A 19,303-nucleotide genomic window follows, 5' to 3' on the forward strand; every position below is an offset into this window, starting at 1 on the left:
GTGTGCTGTTAACACTTAATAATAGGTAACCGCTTTAATTTCACGTTTGGGTGAAGAAGCTAAATAAATATTATAAACATCTTCAAAGTCTAAACTTAACTCTGTGGTGTAACTGTCGCCAACAGGATAGCTTTTAATCACTTTAGCTGCGCGGATGACACCTTGAACTGACGCTGACACTTCATTTTTACCCATTATCAGTTGTGACATGGTCATTTCACCATTTATCTTTTGCCCATAAACTTGTTCTGCAAGTTCTGCATAAGCGGCAAGCTTTGAGGCATTAATCGCCATCAACATACGCTGCGTTTCATGTTGTGAGTTTTGCAAACTTATCGGCGCTTGGCCAATAGCATGTAACACAGGGAAGGTTTCAGGCTTAACACTTTGCCATTGTACGTGTTTGTCATAAACACTAGAACAGCTGGCAAGTAACAAAGCTAAACTACCAGCGGTTAATATATTAAGAATAATTTTTTTCATCATAAATACCAAAAGTTAGTCCTACATCAATATAAAAAACTAATTAACAATTTTAATTGAACGTTCGTCTTCTGCTAACATAACGCTGTTTCGAATGATTAATCCATCTTTTATCCGAACACTTTCATCTTGATTAATCTGTTCACCAATTACCCAGCTTGGGATAAAAGATTGTGCCGTGGCAACAACAACACGTGATTGCATACCAATCATCCGAGCATTAATCATCACACCATTTTCTTGTTCCATCATGGTACCGGTTACAACATAGTCAATAATCTGCCGCTCTGGCAGCTCTTTCCAGTCGCGACTAAAAACATAATCACCTTGAGCAGTGACACGAATATGTCCCGTCGTTTTAAAATCAATAACAACTAAACCATGGCGCTGTAATTCATGAACAAAGTTCTCTGATATTTGATTACCCAGCCAATTAGTTGACTCAAGGTTTTCTAATTCGACAAAAGAAGCTACCGCGATAGGTGTTTTAGGGTTTACAAAAGAGCTGCTTTCAAGCATCTGATAAGTAAGCCCTTTAACAACATCTGCTATCGCATGTCGAGGTAGATTGAAACTGTCAATTTCACCTCGTACTTCTTGCTTTGATTTATAAAAATTATCTTCATCACTCATCATATTCATTGATGAACACGACATCAACGTTGGAATAAATAATGGAATAAGCCACTTTTTCATTGAGCTCCCCTTGATCGCTCTGAAAGCGAATAATCAGTTTTGCAGTAATATCGATAAACGACATCAAATAGTTTCTAATATAAATAAAGCACAAATCGCGCCAATCTATAAAGTTACTTGCGTATTAAAATAAGTGGGCATAGAAACTGCATATTCGACAGTAGATATTAAACCTTTTTTACTGACGGACTTCATATGCGCTTATTTATATCAGCTCTACTTTTATTTTTTATCACTCATTCTGCTGATGCCCAGTGGTATGAAGCTCAGGGAAAGTCAGTAATAATGCAGGGCAATGCCGAACGAGCAAAAACATTAGCCATAGAGAATGCATTAAAAAAAGCCTTACTCGTTGCCGGAGCTTCCGTATCGAGTGTGCAAAAAACGGTTAACGGATTATTGACACAAAATGAAATAAATATTCGCGCCAGCGGTACCGTAAACTCTTTTGAGCTGGTTGATGAAAATTATGAGGGCAATTTGGTCACCGTAACCATTCGTGCTGACATCTTCCCACAAAGTAAACAGTGCTTCTCTTCTGATTATCGAAAGTCTTTATTAATTACCCGTAGTAACTTAATGCATAGAGAGCAAGCGAGTATCGGTAAAATTTATGCTCTTGATAATAAATTGATGGCTAAACTTGCTTATAAAATTAACAACCAAGGTATTTATCTAGACACCAGATTGTTATTAAAAGAGAAGTCTCAGTTCTCAAGATTAAATAACAGCTTACAAGTTGAAGCAATAAAAAATCTCACCATGTCGTTAGCTAATATCAGCGATACTCAGTATGTCATGTATTCTGAAATTAATGACATTAGCTTTGCACAAGCCTCAACCAACGGTTGGCAGTTCTGGCAAGAAGATGTTTTTAACCGTCAGTTTAATGTCAGCCTATATATTTACAACGGTACTAATGGTGAATCTGTCTTCACTAAGCAGTACCGTAGTTCTGCACCATGGGAATTTGGCAAACGTCAGCAAGTTGATGTTCATAGCGAAGTATTCTGGCAAAGCCAATACGGAATGGCCATTGAAAAAGTGTTAGGGGATATGATCATTGATATCGACGAAAATATGATGTGTCAACCTACTCGTGGCAAGGTAGTGCAAATAGCTGGTAATTCGTTAACGATTAATTTAGGTAAAAGGCATGGCGTAAAAGTTGGTGATGAGTTTTCTCTATTACACTTAAATAATATCATTACTGACTCAGGAAAAACCTATGCAGGTTTTAACGTTAGCCCTTACACAGTAAAAATAACCCAAGTGTCTCAGCAAAGCGCACAGGCAATGACTACTGACGGGCAATTATTGGGTAACATCCAATTAAATGATTTAGCGGTGCGTTACTAACTTCATCGCTATATAGAATGTTAACGTTACCAGCATGCTGTTAACGTTAACATTGTCACTGTTTTGCGCCTTATTCGTTTGACAGACTAATACGTTTAATCAATAAGGCTGAAAGTCCAGCAAACAAAGCGGAAATGATTAAACAGGTAATTAAGTTAGTAAATTGATAAATAACACCTGACATAACAGTCCCTAATAACCTTCCCAGGGCATTAGCCATATAATAAAAGCCAACATCCATAGAAACGCCATCTTCTTTCGCCATGGCTACAATCACATAGCTATGTAGCGCAGAATTAATAGCAAAAACAGCCCCAAAAATAAATAAGCCTGCAATAATAATGATTTCAGTACTGATGTTGAGCTTGGTCGCATAAAACATCAACAGTGCTAACAACAAGGTAACACCGGATAAAATCATCCCCCAAGTAAATAACAAATGACCCTTGATATTATGTTGGTTATTTTTAATAAAAAATTTAGGTGTTGAGCCTTGAACAATACCATAAGCGATAATCCATAACGCCATAAATATCCCAACATTAGTATGTTGCCAACCTAAATTACTGACCAAATATATCGGTAATCCGACAACAAACCAAATATCCCTAGCAGCAAATAAAAATAAGCGCGCGCCCGCCAAATAATTTAATGATGAGTGATTTGAGAATATCTCTTTAAATTTAACTTTGTGCTTTGCCTTACCTAAATCACCTTGCAATAATAACAGACTAAGCACAAAAACAATCGCTAGCACACTCGCCATTATTAGCATGGCTACTGAAAATCCCACGGTACTTAGTAACCAGGCACCTAGGAAAAAACCGATACCCTTTAAGGCGTTTTTTGATCCTGTAAGATAAGCAACCCAACGGAAAAGAACAGCGTGATCTTGGTTGTTATTGCTCGTTGGTACCAACGTTTTAATACTGCTTTTAGCGCTCATCTTATTAAGATCTTTAGCTATACCCGACAGCGCCTGTGCCAACATAACCCAGATAACGGTTAAGTATTGTTCAGGAACTGTTAGCATTAATAAAGCAAAAACTTGACTGAACAGACCAATATTCATGGTTTTATTCACACCAATTTTTGCTCCTAACCACCCGCCAACTAGGTTGGTTATCACACCAAAAACTTCATAAAATAGAAATAACATCGCAATGGCAAGCGGGGAATAACCTAGATGATGAAAATGTAATAATACCAGCATACGCAAAGCACCATCGGTTAAGGTGAAAAACCAATAGTTAGCGGTAATTAATAGGTACTGTTTTACCGCACTAGGCAGTGCAGTTATTTTGTTTAACATAAAGGTACCAATGATGGTATTTTCGATTGATGTTGGCGTATGCTAATAAATAATCAAGAGTATTAAACATTAGCGTAACGCCAAGATATTATTCGTTTAAAAACGCAGTCTATGTCGATATTCTCAAAGACTAGTCCTTAATATCAGATCGTCCAACTAACAACATTAACTCTGCAGCTCGATTGGCATAACCCCATTCGTTGTCATACCACAAATACATTTTCAATTGGGTGTCATTAACAACCATGGTTGATAGCGCATCAACAATACATGAACGTGGATCCGTTTTATAATCAACAGAGACCAAAGGACGCTCTTCATAGCCAAGTATATCTTTTAGGTCTCCTTGTGCCGCCGTAGACATCAATTGATTAATTTCTTCAACTGTTACGGCTCTATTTAGCTCAAATACACAGTCAGTAATTGAGGCATTCGCTAACGGAACTCGCACGGCATGACCATTTAATTTTCCCTTTAGCTCAGGAAAAATATGGGTAATAGCGGTTGCAGACCCGGTAGTCGTTGGAATTAAACTTTGGCCACAAGCTCGCGCTCGACGTAAATCTTTATGAGGCGCATCAAGGATAGTTTGCGTATTGGTAATATCATGGATAGTCGTCATACTGCCGTGTTTTATGCCAACACTGTCTTGGAGAACTTTAACCACTGGCGCTAAACAATTAGTGGTACAAGAAGCAGCAGTGACAATTTTATGCTGTGCTTTGTTATAAAGATGATGATTAACGCCCATGACAATATTTAAGGCGCCCTCTTCTTTTACGGGTGCTGTAACCATAACCCGTTTAACACCTTGTGCTAAATAAGCGCTTAATAGTTTGGTCGTTTTCATCACTCCAGAAGCTTCTACAACAACATCACATTGTGACCAGTCAGTTTCAGCTATGGTTAAATTATGACTAATATTAATGTGATGTTCACCATCTTCATCACAGACGATCATTTGGTTATTGTCGACTTGTGCATCAAATTTCCAACGACCATGAATAGAGTCAAAATTCAGTAAGTGTGCTAATGTTTTAGCATCACCTGCGGGATCATTAATTTGAATAAACTCTATTTCTGGCCATTGCCATGCCGCACGTAAAACTAAACGTCCGATGCGGCCAAAGCCATTAATACCTACTTTAATTGTCATGATTTATTCCTATTTATTAAGGTTATTCGCAACATTTTTGCTGTCTGCTCGGACGATTGCCCATATCAATAAGGTTTGTTACACATGCGGTTAAATATGCTTGATTGTTAAGACTTGATAACTCGATGACTTCTTTTTGCCAAAATGGCATTGCATCAACGAGACTATAAAAAACCCAGCGTCCTACTTTTCGTTCACTGAGAATATGATGTAATTTAAGTTGGGCAATATGACGTGATATTTTAGGTTGAGATAAAGACAAAGCGGCCGTTAATTCACAGACACACAGTTCTTTTTCCATTTGTATAAGTAAAATTATTTTTAGCCGAGTATCATCAGCTAAATTTTTAAAAAATTGAACCACCCTATCATTATTCATAACTGGCACCGCATTAATTCGAAAGCTTATTTGGAACATACATAAAATAACAACACACATTTAACATATGTTTTTTCATATATATGGAAAAACATATGTTATTTCATATTGAGAGAGTATGCAAATAACCTTTAAAAAAACAGTTGTTAGATAAAAGCGCAAAAAAAAGCATGAGTTAACTCATGCTTTGGTGTTAAGAAACTAAATATGGCTAAATTTCGACCATATCACCTTTACTTTGCAGCCATGTTTTTCTATCTGGGCTACGTTTCTTTGACAGTAGCATATCCATTAACTCCATCGTTTCAGAGTGCTCATCTACCGTTAATTGCACTAAACGACGTGTATTTGGATCCATAGTCGTTTCGCGTAGTTGCAGAGGGTTCATTTCACCCAGACCTTTAAAACGTTGTACATTAACTTTACCACGTTTTTTCTCAGCTTCTATTCGATCTAAAACACCGTCTTTTTCGGCTTCATCTAAGGCATAGAAAACTTCTTTACCGACATCGATACGATAAAGTGGTGGCATAGCCACATAAACATGGCCACGTTGCACTAAAGGTAAAAAGTGTTGCATGAATAAAGCACATAATAACGTTGCGATATGAAGACCATCGGAATCGGCATCGGCAAGAATACAAATTTTACCGTAGCGTAATTCTGATAAATCATCGCTATCTGGATCTATGCCTAATGCCACTGAAATATCATGGACCTCTTGTGAAGCCAGTATTTGTCCGGAATCGACTTCCCAGGTATTTAAAATTTTACCTCTAAGCGGCATAATTGCTTGAAACTCACGGTCTCTAGCTTGTTTAGCACTACCTCCCGCCGAGTCTCCTTCCACTAAAAACAATTCTGTTCGGGCAATATCTTGACTGCCACAATCAGTTAATTTCCCGGGTAAAGCAGGTCCTTGAGTAATTTTTTTACGAATAATTTTTTTACTGGCACGCAAGCGTCGCTGAGCATTTGAAATACAAAATTCAGCAAGGTTTTCTGCGATTTCAGTGTGTTCATTTAACCATAAACTAAAAGAATCTTTTACCACACCGGTAACGAAAGCGGCGCATTGTCGAGAAGATAAACGTTCTTTAGTTTGTCCTGCAAATTGTGGTTCTTGCATTTTCACCGATAAAATATATGAACATTTGTCCCATATATCATCTGGCGTTAATTTTACACCGCGAGGAATGAGGTTTCTAAATTCACAAAATTCGCGCATTGACTCCAATAAGCCTTGGCGTAAACCATTGACGTGTGTACCACCTTGGATGGTTGGAATTAAATTGACATAACTCTCTCCAATGCCCTCTCCACCTTCAGAGAGCCAAGTTACGGCCCAATCAGCGGCTTCATGCGAAGAAGAAAAAGTCCCAACAAAAGGGTCTTCAGGTAAACAAATACAGCTTTTAAGAGAATCTTTCAGGTAGTCGACTAAACCATCTTCGTAATACCATTGATATTTTTTATCTTCATTCTTGTCATGAAACTTGATGGTCAAGCCTGGACATAAAACAGCTTTCGCTTTTAATAAATGTACTAAGCGACGCACTGAAAAATTTGCTGAGTCAAAATATTTAGGATCAGGCCAAAACTTTACGCGTGAACCGGTATTTCTTCGGCCAACCGTACCGGTTTCATGTAACTCTTCAACTTTTTCACCATGCTCAAAAGCCATTTCATACACTTTACTGTCACGGCGAACTGAAACATCAACTCGGGTAGAAAGTGCGTTAACCACAGAAATGCCAACACCATGCAAACCACCAGAAAATTGATAATTTTTATTAGAAAATTTACCACCGGCATGAAGTTTACAGAAAATAAGCTCAACACCTGAGACACCTTCTTCGGGATGAATATCGGTTGGCATGCCTCGACCATCATCAATAATTTCCAGTGATTGGTCTTTATCGAGCACAACGGTGATATTTTGCGCATGCCCAGCCAAAGCCTCATCAACCGAGTTATCAATAACTTCTTGGCCTAAATGATTAGGGCGAGAAGTATCTGTGTACATACCTGGACGATGTCGTACTGGGTCTAAACCACTGAGGACTTCAATGGAGTCTGAATTATATTGTTCGCTCATTTAACTATTCTAATAATGATTATGATTAAAAAATGTTTTAATACCTATCGGTCTACTTTATTGACTCGTTGGGTATAAATTAAAAAACATCGCAATTTTAGGTAACACTTTCGAGTAATCAATAAAGCTGTGATCCCCGCCTTGCTGGACAATTATTTGGCAGTCACAATATTTATCGACAGCTTTTTGATAATCTAACACTTCATCGCCTGTTTGTACCATGACCAAGTAATTATTTTTCGAAATAAATTGTTGTTCAAGGCTTTTTAATGACTCAATAAAATGCTTTTCAATGTAATAAACTTCCTGTGTGTAAGGATTAGTTTGTTCACCTAAATAATCAACTAATAATTCAAAGGGCTTTACTGCCGGATTAATTAATACGGCTTTGCCTTGATATTTCTCTGATAAATACGTTGAAAAATAGCCACCTAGTGATGAACCAATAAAATACCAAATGTTTTCTTTATCGCTTTTTGAGTCTATTAGTGTCGTTAATTGTTCGATAACAGCCGTTGGTGACGAAGCTAACTGAGGGCTAAAAAATGAGACTTCGGGAAAATGTTCATTAAAGTAATGCTTTGTCAGTTGTGCTTTCATCGATTGTGGTGATGAATTAAAACCATGTAGATATAAAATATTAACCTGTTTAGACATTTTATTCCTTTGTTAAAAAGTAGCTGTCTGACTTTATTTTTCCATCAGTAAATAGCGAAAAAACACGATAGCCTGGCCCTTGTCCATTTGAAGCACCAGCGCTTTTATTGGTGTCAAATTGAATCGATGTAGCGGGACAAGTAAATAAGGGAATGGCTGGTGATTGGTCTGAATACAAGGTTAATGCTTGATGCACATGACCACAGGTAATAGCTTTGATACTCGAAAACTTATTAATCGTTTGCCAAAACTCTGCTTGATTTTCTAAACCGTGTTGATCAATAAAATAACCAACATCTAATGGGTGATGATGCATCATCACTAATTGATGTTTTTTATCATCAACGATTGACTCAAATGCAGATAAATCGCTTGGTGTTACCAGACCTTTCGGTGTTTCACTTTTACTGTTAAGTAAAACAATTTGCCAATATTTATCATTAAAGACTTTTTCACGATTGAAAGGAGGAACAGATAAATATTTATCCAATAACTCGAGTTCATCATGATTCCCCGCCAAATAATAAAAAGGTATCGCTATGTCACTTTCAACAACAACTTGCACAAAAAGTTGATAAGACTTTTCACTATGGTCTTGAGTTATATCACCGGTGAATACAATAGCATCGACTAAATGCTGATTTTTAATGTCGTCTAAAACACTGACTAAATTATGGTAAACATTAGCACCATGATGCAAACCATCTGTTTGAGAAAACAAATGGCAGTCGCTTATTTGCGCAATTTTAAAAATAGAAGACAAAAGGATTACTCAAAAAGTGATAAGTTGACTTGGCCTAACTTTAAACAAAGTTGCAGCCATTCTTTAAGAAACTGATTAATTTGCTCTTTTTCATCAGGTAAATGCATTTTACTATTGGGGTAATCGTAACGAGGTTGAACTTGTTTAATGTCTTGATTACTGATCACCTCAGCCATTCGAGCATCATGATATAAACGGATAATCATTTTGGGACGTAAAATGTGGTCAAACACCGTTTTATTATTGTTATCTTCTCCAGTAACGACTGCTTTTGTCTTAGGCAGTTCTTGGCGAATACTCACCAAGCTGGTGTAGCGAGTAATTTCGAGTATTGTTATCTTGTAAGATAAAAAATCAGAAATAAAAAAACACCGCTCATCACCAACCGCTTCTTCATCGTTATGACTGGCCAATAAGCGAACTAAAAACATATAGTTAACTTCACAAAGATTCATTAAGGTTGATAATCTTGGCTGATATTTTTTACTTTGCTGTATCATTTACGAAGACCATTTCTGCTGTAGTTGATGAAAGTTATTCTGTAGCCATTGTAACCCAATTATTGTTGCTGCATTGGTGATTTTTCCATTTTCTAACAACGACATGGCTTGTTCTCTTGACATGACATGCAACAAAATATCTTCACTTTCAGTTTCTAAACCGTGCACCCCTGAGACATTTTTGCTATCTATATTAGCAACATATAAATGTATAACTTCGCTCATACCACCAGGACTTGAAAAATACTCCAGCACTTTATCGAGTTGATTAGCATTTAACGTTAAGTCGGCTTCTTCTTTAGCTTCTCGAATAGCAACATCAATAGGCGATTCATCTTGACCAAACATACCGGCGACAAACTCTAATAGCCATGGCGTGTCTCCTTGACCAATAGCGCCAACTCGAAATTGTTCGATTAACACAACACGATCATAGGTCGCATCGTAAGGAATAACGACTACCGCATGACCACGTTCAAAAACTTCGCGCGTTAATACTTTACTTTCGCCACCATCAAATAATCGATGACTAAGTTGATACTCATCCATTTTAAACACACCTTGGTAGCAGGTTTTTTGTTGATAAATGGTGACGTCTTTATTTGAAAACTTTGATGGTTTTGTATTTTTGTTAGGCATTGAGTGGCTTTATTTCCCATATAAAAATTTAAAATAAATGAAGATACTATAATAAAGCGAGCACTAGCATAAAACATTTTGTTACACTAGAATGCATTCGCAAACACTTATTTTATTTAGCTAATTCAAAAATCAAGATACGATAGTATCATAATAATATAGCGTACATGGCACACTCAAAGGAATAGCTCACTCATGAAAAAAACAATTACGGCACTGATCATTGGTTTGGTTTGTGTAACTAATACTACGTTAGTTAACGCTGAAGATTTATTGGGCGTTTATCAACAAGCACAAAAAAATGATCCTACCGTATTGAGATCAAAGGCTTTATTTAACGCATCAAAAGAAGGCATAGATCAAGCCAGAGCTGTTTTATTACCAGAGATCAGTGCTTCAGCTAGCTACACAATGAGTAAAGATCAATTTATTCCAACATCGGATGATGGGCAATCATCAAATAGAACATTGACCAATAAATCTGATACTTTGCGCTATGGCTTGAGTTTAAGTATGTCATTATACAATCATAGTACATGGTTAAGATTAGATAATGCCAAAAAAGCCGCGCACCGCAGTGATGTTTCTTATCAAGCAGCAAAACAAGAATTGATTGTTAGAGTAACGACCGCTTATTTTGATGTTTTAAGTGCTAAAGACGATTTAGATTTTGCTAAAGCTGAGAAAGCGGCTATTGAGCGTCAATTAGAACAGACAAAACAACGTTACTCTGTTGGTCTAAAAGCAGTAACAGACGTGCATGAAGCACAGTCGCAATACGATAATGCCGTTACTTCTGAAATTCGCGCTGAAAACAGTGTTTACACTGCAGAAGAAGCGTTAAGGGTAATTACCAATGTGTATCCAAGAGACTTAAGTGTTTTAAACACTGAACGTTTCAGTACCTCACGCCCGATACCTGACAGTGCAAATGAATGGCAACAAACAGCAGAAGCAAAAAATTTAGATTTAATTAGCCAAAAAATAGCGGTTGATGTTGCTAAAGAAAATATTAATATCGCAAGATCTGGTCATTATCCAACATTAAGTTTATCGGGCAGTTATGGTGCTAGAGATCAAGATAACGAAGTAAACAATGCCACTTTTGAAAACCCTGCTTTAGATAGTCAGTCTATCGGCATAACGTTAAACGTACCTATTTATTCTGGTGGCGCTACGTCAAGTGCTGTTCGCGAAGCACAGAGCAACTATGTTGCTGCCAGCCAAGATTTAGAGTTAACTTATCGTAATGTTGTTCGTAATACACGTAATGCTTACAACACCGTTATTGCTGCTGTTTCGGCAATCAAAGCCCTTGAGCAATCTGTTGTTAGTGCTGATAGTGCATTAAAAGCAACGGAAGCTGGTTTTGAAGTAGGAACTCGTACTATTGTTGATGTGTTAGATAGCACGCGTAATTTATATAACGCAAAACGTAACTTATCATCAACGCGCTATAATTATGTACAATCAATTTTATCGTTAAAACGTGCGGCAGGTACAATCAGTGAGCAAGACTTAATCAACATCAATCAAGGGTTAAGTGCCGCTAAGTAAGCTTATTAAACTTCCTTTGTGAAGTATTAATTGTAGGTTTAAAAGTTATAGATATAAAAAAACCCTGATATTTCAGGGTTTTTTATTGTCTACAACTTTATTGTTATTAACTAAACATAGTTTTTACATCAGTAACCATCTGTTGAAATTCTTCACTTTTCATAAAGTCCACGTCAGGTAAAATACCTTTATTCACATAGCTTTTTAATAACACTTCACAGGTTGATACATTCTTGAAAATACCGTTGTGAATAGCACCTGCACGAATGAAGTCCAAATAATGAGTTTCAGAAGGTAATACCGTTAAATCACTCCAACTGGTTACTAAAGTGACAAATTCATCTGAGAATCCCCACGCTTTAGTCACTTCTCCACCAATATCCGCAGCTAACTTAGCAATAGCTTGCTGTAAAAAAGTCGGGTTAGCGAAAACATCAGGATGATTTTCAGCTTCAGTTAAAATGGGTAAAACACCTATATTATGAACCAGTGCCGCCAATGTTAAGGTGTCTAACGTTAATGATGTGTGTTTATGGTCTTGGATATAAAAAGTCATTAAACTGATGGCAACTGCGGCTACATCGACGGTTTTTTTCCATGACTTTTTCAAATACATTGAAACTATTTCATTTTTTGAAACAAATACTTGCTCTAACGCCATCGCTGTTGCGATACTTTTGATTTGGCGCAAACCAATGCGAGTTACAGCCTGGTTGACTGTTTCAACTTTAACAGAACGTCCTAAAATAACGCTATTCGCTACTTTCAACATACCCAAAGATAAAGCAGGGTCATGACCGATAATATCACTCATTTGTTTTAAGTTAATGTTTGGGTCATCCGCCGCTTGGCGCACTTTCAGTGCTACTTCTGGCAAGGTTGGAAGTACAAGCGCATCTTGTTTAATTTTTTCTACTAAAATTGTATAAAGGGCATTTTCAGTTCCCATAGTCTCACCTTAATTATTATTATCATTTGTCAATTATCAATTGTATTACATTAAAAAGTAGCACAGTTTTTTGCTTATATTATTATTTTAGGTCAAATATTAGTAAATTTTTCAATACTGTATCTTTATTAGACAAATGCTCAAATATTTAAAATTCTAGTTTTTAATCACTTAATATGATTTTCATCAAAGAACCGCCTGATAAGCTGTTTACCTATGACAAACGATGTTTTTATAATACCGCTAATATAAATCATCTATGTTGTTCATTATGCTAAAACCTGAATTATTATCGCCTGCTGGAACCTTAAAAAATATGCGTTATGCTTTTGCTTACGGAGCTGATGCTGTGTACGCAGGGCAACCCCGTTACTCTTTACGGGTGAGAAATAATGAATTCAATTTAGAGAATCTTAAAATTGGTATTAATGAAGCTCATTCCCTAGGTAAAAAGTTTTACTTAGTCAATAATATTGCTGCACATAACAGTAAATTAACAACGTTTATTAAAGATATTACGCCCGTTATAGCAATGCAGCCCGATGCCCTGATCATGTCTGATCCCGGCCTTATCATGATGGTACGGGAAAAATTCCCTGATATGCCAATTCATCTATCTGTGCAAGCTAATGCGGTTAATTGGGCAACCGTAAAGTTTTGGTATCAACAAGGTGTTGAGCGCGTTATTTTATCACGTGAATTATCGCTTGATGAAATTGAAGAGATTCGTTTTCGATGCCCTGAAATGGAATTAGAAGTTTTTGTTCATGGTGCTTTATGCATGGCATATTCTGGTCGTTGCTTGTTGTCTGGTTACATTAATAAACGCGACCCAAATCAAGGAACATGTACAAATGCTTGTCGTTGGAAATATGATAGCCACCAAGCAAAAGAAAACGAAACCGGTGATATAATAGCGGTACAGCCAGACACTAAAGTAAAACCAGAACTATTTATCCCTGATTCAGCTAAAATCATTATTCCAGAGCAACAACCAATTGAGGATATTATTTTATTGCAAGAGCAAGGTCGACCCGGTGAATATATGCCAGCATTTGAAGATGAGCACGGTACTTATATAATGAATTCAAAGGATTTACGTGCCGTTGAACATGTAGAACGTTTAATAAAAATAGGCGTGCATTCATTAAAAATTGAAGGTCGAACTAAATCATTTTATTACTGTGCTCGAACAGCACAAATTTATGGCCAAGCTATTTCTGATGCTTTAAGTAATAAACCTTTTAATCAAAATTTAAATACCGATTTAGAACATCTTGCTCACCGAGGTTATACCCAAGGTTTCTTAAAACGTCACCGCCATAGTGACACACAAAATTCTGATTACGGTTATTCAAAAAGTGATACTCAGCAATTTGTTGGTGAAATATTAGGCCGCAACGAAATAACAGGTTTAGTAGAAATAGAAGTAAAAAATAAATTTCTAGTCGGTGACCGTTTAGAGTTAATGACACCGCTAGGTAATACATCTTTTGTTTTATCTCATATGGAGAACGCCAAAGGTGAAGTTATTATTGACGCAAAAGGGTCCGGTCATAAAGTATCAATTTCGCTAGTAAGCGAGCACGATTTAACTTTTGGTATTATTATGCGCTACCTTAATGAAGGTGGCACAACACGCCAACCGTTTACACAAAATCAAGTAGCGTAATAGGGCCATGGCACTGATTATAGAAGATGCATGTATTAACTGTGATATGTGTGATCTAGAATGTCCTAATGAGGCCATTGCATTGGGTAGCATGATTTATGAAATTGACGTGGATAAATGTACTGAATGTGTTGGCCATTATGACAAGCCGACTTGTATTAGCGTATGTCCTATTGATTGTATCAAAAAAGATCCAAAGCATAATGAAAATGAGCAAACGTTATTAGCTAAATTTATCGCTATGCATGGTTAACAGCACCTACTACGACTGAAACAATAACGTGCAATTGCTCAGTCGATTAAGTTTGTATTTAGACAGATATAGCGGCTTTTATATGAGCGTGGCATTGATAATTCACTAATTCAAAGTCTTCAAAAGTAAAATCAAAAATACTTTTTATCTCAGGATTAATTTTCATAGTTGGCAAAGGTAGCGGAGTGCGACTTAGTTGTTCATCAACTTGTTCCATATGGTTTGAGTATAAATGAGCATCTCCGAAAGTATGAACAAAATCACCTAGCTCTAAATCACAGACTTGGGCGATCATCATGGTAAATAGTGCATAACTTGCAATATTAAAGGGTACACCTAGAAAGATGTCGGCACTGCGTTGATATAATTGACACGACAGCTTGCCATTGAGTACATAGAATTGAAAAAGCGTATGGCACGGGGGTAATGCTTGCTTGCCCTGTGCAGCATTCTCTGCAGGGCTTATAGATGTATCAGGTAATAATGCAGGATTCCAAGCGGTAATAATATGACGTCGTGAATCTGGGTTATTTTTTAAATCATCAATCAATTGTGTAAGTTGATCAATTGTTTCGCCATTGGCTGATGGCCAATTACGCCACTGTACTCCATATACAGGCCCTAGTTCGCCCGACTCTGTTGCCCAAGCATCCCAAATTTTAACGCCATTCTCACTTAAGTAAGCAATATTAGACTCACCTTTAATAAACCATAATAATTCATGAATAATTGATTTTAGATGACATTTTTTAGTGGTGACCAGTGGAAAGCCTTTTGCTAAGTCAAAACGCATTTGATAACCAAAAATACTTTTGGTGCCTGTACCTGTGCGGTCTGATTTTTGTACGCCGTTATCACGAACATGTCGCATGAGATCTAAATATTCTTTCACTGTCTTTCCTTCTCTAAAAAATTTTAATTTTAAACAAACGCTATTGTACTAACTTAATATCATTTTAACTGCTACTAGCATCAAAAATATCGCAAATGCTTTCTTGATAGTACCGACCGGTAACTTACTCGCCGCTTTAACACCTATTGGAGCAAAAAGAGAAGACGTAATAATGATACCAAGCAAGGCAGGTAAATAAACATAGCCTAAGCTATATTTGGGTAAGTTCTCTTCTCCCCAACCAGCAATCACATAGCCGCTAACACCGAATATGGCCACAACCATACCACTGACCGTGGCAACACCAATACATTGGCGTAAAGGAACTTTAAAGTAACTTAATATCGGGACTAGAATAGCACCACCAGCAATGCCCATTAGACTTGCTAAAATACCAGTAAAAAAGCCAATACCTTTAACAATGATATTTTTGGGTAGTTTTTCATCATCGTTGTGATTAATTAATTTATTTTTCTTCGCTCGGTTTATAGCAATAAACATATAAGACGAAAGTAAAAAAACAGCAATAGCAAAAGTATTTTTTAGTGCAACAACAGAAAGCATATCAGCAATAAATCCGCCAAGTAACGATCCTAATGCAATCGCCATCATGAGTTGCTTAGCAAGTGGCCAAGGTATATTGCTATTACGGTGATGAGCTAATGCCGCGGAAAGTGAAGTAACAACAATAGTGGCTAACGAGGTCGCAAGCGCCATTGGCATAACTAAGTTCGGTTCAATCCCTAGCTGCGGTAATAAATACACCAAAGCGGGTACAATTATCAACCCGCCACCTATGCCTAAAAGACCAGCAGAGAAACCGACCACTGAGCCGAGTAACACGCAAATTAAAAAGATACTTAATAACATTGTTTACTGCTTTTTAAGTTAAATTAACCGGATACATTACCTACCGGCACGTACGAAACTACTTAAACCGAATTGTTCAAGTTGTTCATTTAAATAACTGTGTACTTGTTTGGATGTTGAAAGGGTTAACACATGTGCCAACATCATTTTTACTTGATGAAAATCAACATGGCGGATCACCCATTTAATTTTTGCGATATTATGCGCGTTCATACTCAATTTGTCATATCCCATCGCTAATAATAATAAAGCGCCTGCTGGTTCACTGGCTAGCTCGCCACATAGGCTCAAGGGTACCAATGAGCGAGCTGATTGTTCTGCAATATGGTTAAGCGCTCTTAAAACAGCTGGATGATATGAATTATATAACGCTGATACGCGGGCATTATTTCGGTCAACTGCTAATAAATATTGAGTTAAATCATTACTGCCCACCGAAAAGAAATCAACTTTACTGGCTAATTCAGGCAATTGATAAATAATACCTGGCACTTCGATCATTATACCAACTTTTGGACGAGTGAGCTTTTCTTCACCGATAAAATCAAGTTCACCAGACAGTTCATAATAAGCTTGATTGATTAAACGAGTTGCTTCGTCTACCTCTAAAGTACTTGAAATCATCGGCAACATAATTTCTAAATTATTTAAGCCAACATTCGCTCGCAACATTGCTCGTACTTGTAAGAGAAAAATTTCAGGATGATCAAGTGTAATGCGAATACCACGCCAACCAAGAAATGGATTATCTTCATTTATCGGAAAATAGGGTAACGACTTGTCACCACCAACATCTAAGGTACGCATAGTTACAGGTTGATCAGGAAAAGCACTTAATACTTGACGATAAAGTTCAGTTTGCTCTGACTCAGAGGGAAAGCAGCTGCGGTTCATAAAAGGAATTTCAGTACGATACAAACCGATCCCTACAGCACCTGAATTTTTTGAATATTCAAACCCTGATGAAAGCCCAGCATTAAGTTGCAACTCAATGGTTTGACCATCTTTGGTAATAGCAGGCAATTGCGCTACTTTTTTAACCTTATCGGCGAGTAATATCTCTTGAGTGATTAAGTGTTGATATTCACGTTGTAAGGCTTCATTAGGCTGAACAAAAAGCTCACCACTAAAGCCATCTACAATACAGTTCTTCTGGTGTAATCGACTAAGCGAAATTTTCTCAATACCCATTACCGCTGGCACACCTAGTGCTCTTGCTAAAATAGCAGCATGAGAATTATTGGAGCCCTGAAGCGAGACTACACCTTTTAAGCCTTGGTGCTGGTATTGTGCAAGCATAGCTGCCGTTACTTCTTCAGCAACTAGTATAAATTCTCGTGGAAGTTGTTGCTCTTTTATATTTAGTTTTTTTAAGTTAAGTAATAATCGATTACCTAAATCGCGTATATCACTGGCCCTTTCACGCAAATAACGGTCATCTAAGGCTTCAAACTGAATAATATAGCTATCAATGATTTGTTTTAAAGCACTTTCAGCAGTCCAACCTGATATTATTTTCTGGGTAACTTCTTTAGTAATATTTGCATTATTTAATAATTGCTTATACATATCGAAAATATCTAAAGTACTCTCCGCAATAATCCCTTGTAACTTACTGGCCATGAAATCAAAATCTATGCGTGTTTTCGCCACGGCTTCTTCAAAAAATTGTAACTCTAGCGTTGGGGTTTTAGTTCGTTGTAAAGAAACAGAAGCTAAACTTACCGCTGGATACACAACAAACATTTCACCAATCATTACCCCTGAGGAGCCAGCAACACCCTGTAATGCTTTAGTCCAATGACTATTAGCATCTTGCTCTGTGATTAACACATTAGCTTCAGCATTGGCCAATGAAGTAGCTAGTTGGGCTGATAAGGTAACTAAGAATGCTTCTTCATTTTCAGTAAAATGCCTAGCCTCTTTTTGTTGAATCGCCAGTATGCCCAGCACTTTTCGTCGATGAATAATGGGGGTCCCCAGAAAGGCATTTAATTCGTCTTCCTCAACTTCAGGGGCATGAATAAATTGAGGATGGTTTTGCGCATTAGCAATGTTAAGTGGTTCTTCTCGCTGGCCCACTAAACCGACTAAGCCTTCAGTAAAACCGATGGTTGTTTGACCTAATGAACCTTCTGCCAAACCGTCAGAGGCAACCAATAAAAAATGTTGTTTGAGGTGGTCAGCAAGATAAATTGAACAACAGTCAGTATTCATCGTTTCTTTTATTTGTTCCACCATACGATGTAATGCACTGTCGAGTTCAGCGTTTTGGCTAAATTCTAGAACAATTCTCCGTAGGATAGTTAACATACGGCTCCTTAAATAAAAATGCCCGTTCACTTTAAGATATAGGGTCATCTTTAAGTGATACGGGTATATTATACATTTTTGTTTTGTCGTATAAAACTGCTACATAATAATAATCAACTACGACGTTTACGGTTTTGATGGCGATAAGAAGGCATAGACGCCTGAGCAAATTCCTTCATCACTTTACGGTAAACTTCACGTTTAAAAGACACTACCTGACGCACTGGGTACCAGTAACTTACCCAACGCCAATCATCAAACTCTGGATGATCAGAGTGAAGTAAATCAACCGCAGACTCTTCTGAAGTTAGCTTAAGTAAAAACCATTTCTGTTTTTGCCCAATACAAACAGGTTTACTTTCATGCCTAATTAAACGTTTTGGTAATTTATATCTCAACCAGTGTTTGGTCGAAGCAACAATACTGACATGTTCCGGTTTTAATCCCACTTCTTCGTGTAATTCTCGGTACATGGTTTCTTCTGCTGTTTCTCCCTCATCAACCCCCCCTTGTGGATATTGCCACGAGTGTTGACCATAACGCCTAGCCCAAAATACTTGTCCTCTATCATTGATTATGACTATGCCGACATTAGCTCTATAGCCTTCGGCATCTATCAAAGGAATTCCCAATAACTTTCATAAAATATATCTTGATTCTTCCATAATATGGGCTTGCGGGCAATTAATTAATTTTTTATTTTATCTAGACCATAGCGTCAAAAGTTATGAATCTTTATACTGAGTAAAGAAAAG

19 protein-coding genes are annotated in these 19,303 nt (G+C 37.2%); 4 read left to right on the forward strand and 15 right to left on the reverse strand.

The features are described from left to right. Window positions 1-15: 15 nt before the first annotated feature. Together H4J75_RS07930 and H4J75_RS07935 are read right to left on the reverse strand one after the other, a co-directional pair. Window positions 16-486: an LPP20 family lipoprotein gene (locus H4J75_RS07930; RefSeq protein ID WP_259368898.1), complete on the reverse strand. Its 471-nt coding sequence runs from the start codon at window positions 484-486 to the stop codon at window positions 16-18. A 36-nt stretch (window positions 487-522) separates the two neighbouring features. Next, window positions 523-1,179: a FlgO family outer membrane protein gene (locus H4J75_RS07935; protein ID WP_070375998.1), complete on the reverse strand. Its 657-nt coding sequence runs from the start codon at window positions 1,177-1,179 to the stop codon at window positions 523-525. Between the two features lie 195 nt (window positions 1,180-1,374). Between H4J75_RS07935 and H4J75_RS07940 the strand changes: the two genes are divergently transcribed. Beyond that, window positions 1,375-2,538, forward strand: coding sequence for a flagella assembly protein FlgT (locus H4J75_RS07940; protein WP_182221817.1), 1,164 nt, complete (start codon window positions 1,375-1,377; stop codon window positions 2,536-2,538). A 70-nt stretch (window positions 2,539-2,608) separates the two neighbouring features. On the opposite strand, the gene arsJ is transcribed toward H4J75_RS07940, so the two are convergent. The 8 genes from arsJ to H4J75_RS07980 all read right to left on the reverse strand — a co-directional run bounded on the left by arsJ (window position 2,609) and on the right by H4J75_RS07980 (window position 10,042). Further along, a complete protein-coding gene (arsJ, locus tag H4J75_RS07945) occupies window positions 2,609-3,850 on the reverse strand; it encodes an organoarsenical effux MFS transporter ArsJ (protein WP_182221818.1) in 1,242 nt (413 codons plus the stop codon). A 130-nt stretch (window positions 3,851-3,980) separates the two neighbouring features. Next, a complete protein-coding gene (locus H4J75_RS07950) occupies window positions 3,981-5,006 on the reverse strand; it encodes an ArsJ-associated glyceraldehyde-3-phosphate dehydrogenase (protein ID WP_182216890.1) in 1,026 nt (341 codons plus the stop codon). 22 nt (window positions 5,007-5,028) lie between these two features. Continuing rightward, complete coding sequence (locus tag H4J75_RS07955; protein WP_182221819.1) at window positions 5,029-5,385, reverse strand: metalloregulator ArsR/SmtB family transcription factor; 357 nt, start codon at window positions 5,383-5,385, stop codon at window positions 5,029-5,031. Window positions 5,386-5,596: 211 nt separating this feature from the next. Beyond that, window positions 5,597-7,483 (reverse strand): DNA topoisomerase IV subunit B, encoded by a 1,887-nt coding sequence (gene parE, locus H4J75_RS07960; protein ID WP_182175801.1) that lies wholly within the window; start codon window positions 7,481-7,483, stop codon window positions 5,597-5,599. A 57-nt stretch (window positions 7,484-7,540) separates the two neighbouring features. Beyond that, on the reverse strand, window positions 7,541-8,140 hold the full coding sequence (locus H4J75_RS07965; protein WP_182216893.1) for a YqiA/YcfP family alpha/beta fold hydrolase: 600 nt from the start codon (window positions 8,138-8,140) through the stop codon (window positions 7,541-7,543). Between the two features lies 1 nt (window position 8,141). Beyond that, window positions 8,142-8,903, reverse strand: a complete 762-nt coding sequence (locus H4J75_RS07970; RefSeq protein ID WP_220465267.1) for a metallophosphoesterase — start codon at window positions 8,901-8,903, stop codon at window positions 8,142-8,144. Between the two features lie 5 nt (window positions 8,904-8,908). Then, the gene (locus H4J75_RS07975) at window positions 8,909-9,403 is read right to left on the reverse strand and encodes a DUF1249 domain-containing protein (RefSeq protein ID WP_182221820.1); all 495 of its coding nucleotides are present in this window, start codon (window positions 9,401-9,403) and stop codon (window positions 8,909-8,911) included. Then, window positions 9,404-10,042: an NUDIX domain-containing protein gene (locus H4J75_RS07980; RefSeq protein WP_182216896.1), complete on the reverse strand. Its 639-nt coding sequence runs from the start codon at window positions 10,040-10,042 to the stop codon at window positions 9,404-9,406. A gap of 195 nt (window positions 10,043-10,237) precedes the next feature. Between H4J75_RS07980 and tolC the strand changes: the two genes are divergently transcribed. Next, a complete protein-coding gene (tolC, locus tag H4J75_RS07985; protein ID WP_182216898.1) occupies window positions 10,238-11,599 on the forward strand; it encodes an outer membrane channel protein TolC in 1,362 nt (453 codons plus the stop codon). Between the two features lie 106 nt (window positions 11,600-11,705). Here tolC and H4J75_RS07990 read toward each other — a convergent pair whose 3' ends face one another. After that, entirely contained in the window at window positions 11,706-12,548 is an 843-nt protein-coding gene (locus tag H4J75_RS07990; protein ID WP_182216900.1) for an HDOD domain-containing protein, read from the reverse strand. Window positions 12,549-12,819: 271 nt separating this feature from the next. On the opposite strand from H4J75_RS07990, the gene yegQ reads away from it, so the two are divergent. Both yegQ and H4J75_RS08000 read left to right on the forward strand, forming a co-directional pair. Continuing rightward, a complete protein-coding gene (gene yegQ / locus H4J75_RS07995) occupies window positions 12,820-14,220 on the forward strand; it encodes a tRNA 5-hydroxyuridine modification protein YegQ (RefSeq protein WP_182221821.1) in 1,401 nt (466 codons plus the stop codon). 7 nt (window positions 14,221-14,227) lie between these two features. Beyond that, window positions 14,228-14,473, forward strand: coding sequence for a YfhL family 4Fe-4S dicluster ferredoxin (locus H4J75_RS08000; RefSeq protein WP_182216903.1), 246 nt, complete (start codon window positions 14,228-14,230; stop codon window positions 14,471-14,473). A gap of 58 nt (window positions 14,474-14,531) precedes the next feature. Here the strand turns inward: H4J75_RS08000 and H4J75_RS08005 are convergent, their stop codons facing one another. From H4J75_RS08005 to rppH, 4 genes are all read right to left on the reverse strand, one after another. Beyond that, on the reverse strand, window positions 14,532-15,365 hold the full coding sequence (locus H4J75_RS08005; protein ID WP_182216905.1) for a thymidylate synthase: 834 nt from the start codon (window positions 15,363-15,365) through the stop codon (window positions 14,532-14,534). Window positions 15,366-15,413: 48 nt separating this feature from the next. After that, window positions 15,414-16,235, reverse strand: coding sequence for a sulfite exporter TauE/SafE family protein (locus tag H4J75_RS08010; protein WP_070375985.1), 822 nt, complete (start codon window positions 16,233-16,235; stop codon window positions 15,414-15,416). Between the two features lie 36 nt (window positions 16,236-16,271). After that, window positions 16,272-18,548 carry a phosphoenolpyruvate--protein phosphotransferase gene (gene ptsP / locus H4J75_RS08015; protein WP_182216907.1) on the reverse strand — a complete coding sequence of 759 codons (2,277 nt, stop codon included), beginning with the start codon at window positions 18,546-18,548 and terminating at the stop codon, window positions 16,272-16,274. Between the two features lie 113 nt (window positions 18,549-18,661). Beyond that, complete coding sequence (rppH, locus tag H4J75_RS08020) at window positions 18,662-19,168, reverse strand: RNA pyrophosphohydrolase (RefSeq protein ID WP_182216909.1); 507 nt, start codon at window positions 19,166-19,168, stop codon at window positions 18,662-18,664. Window positions 19,169-19,303: the final 135 nt, after the last annotated feature.

Origin of the sequence: Colwellia sp. BRX10-1 (genome assembly GCF_014077545.1) — a bacterium.
Lineage (GTDB): Bacteria > Pseudomonadota > Gammaproteobacteria > Enterobacterales > Alteromonadaceae > Colwellia_A.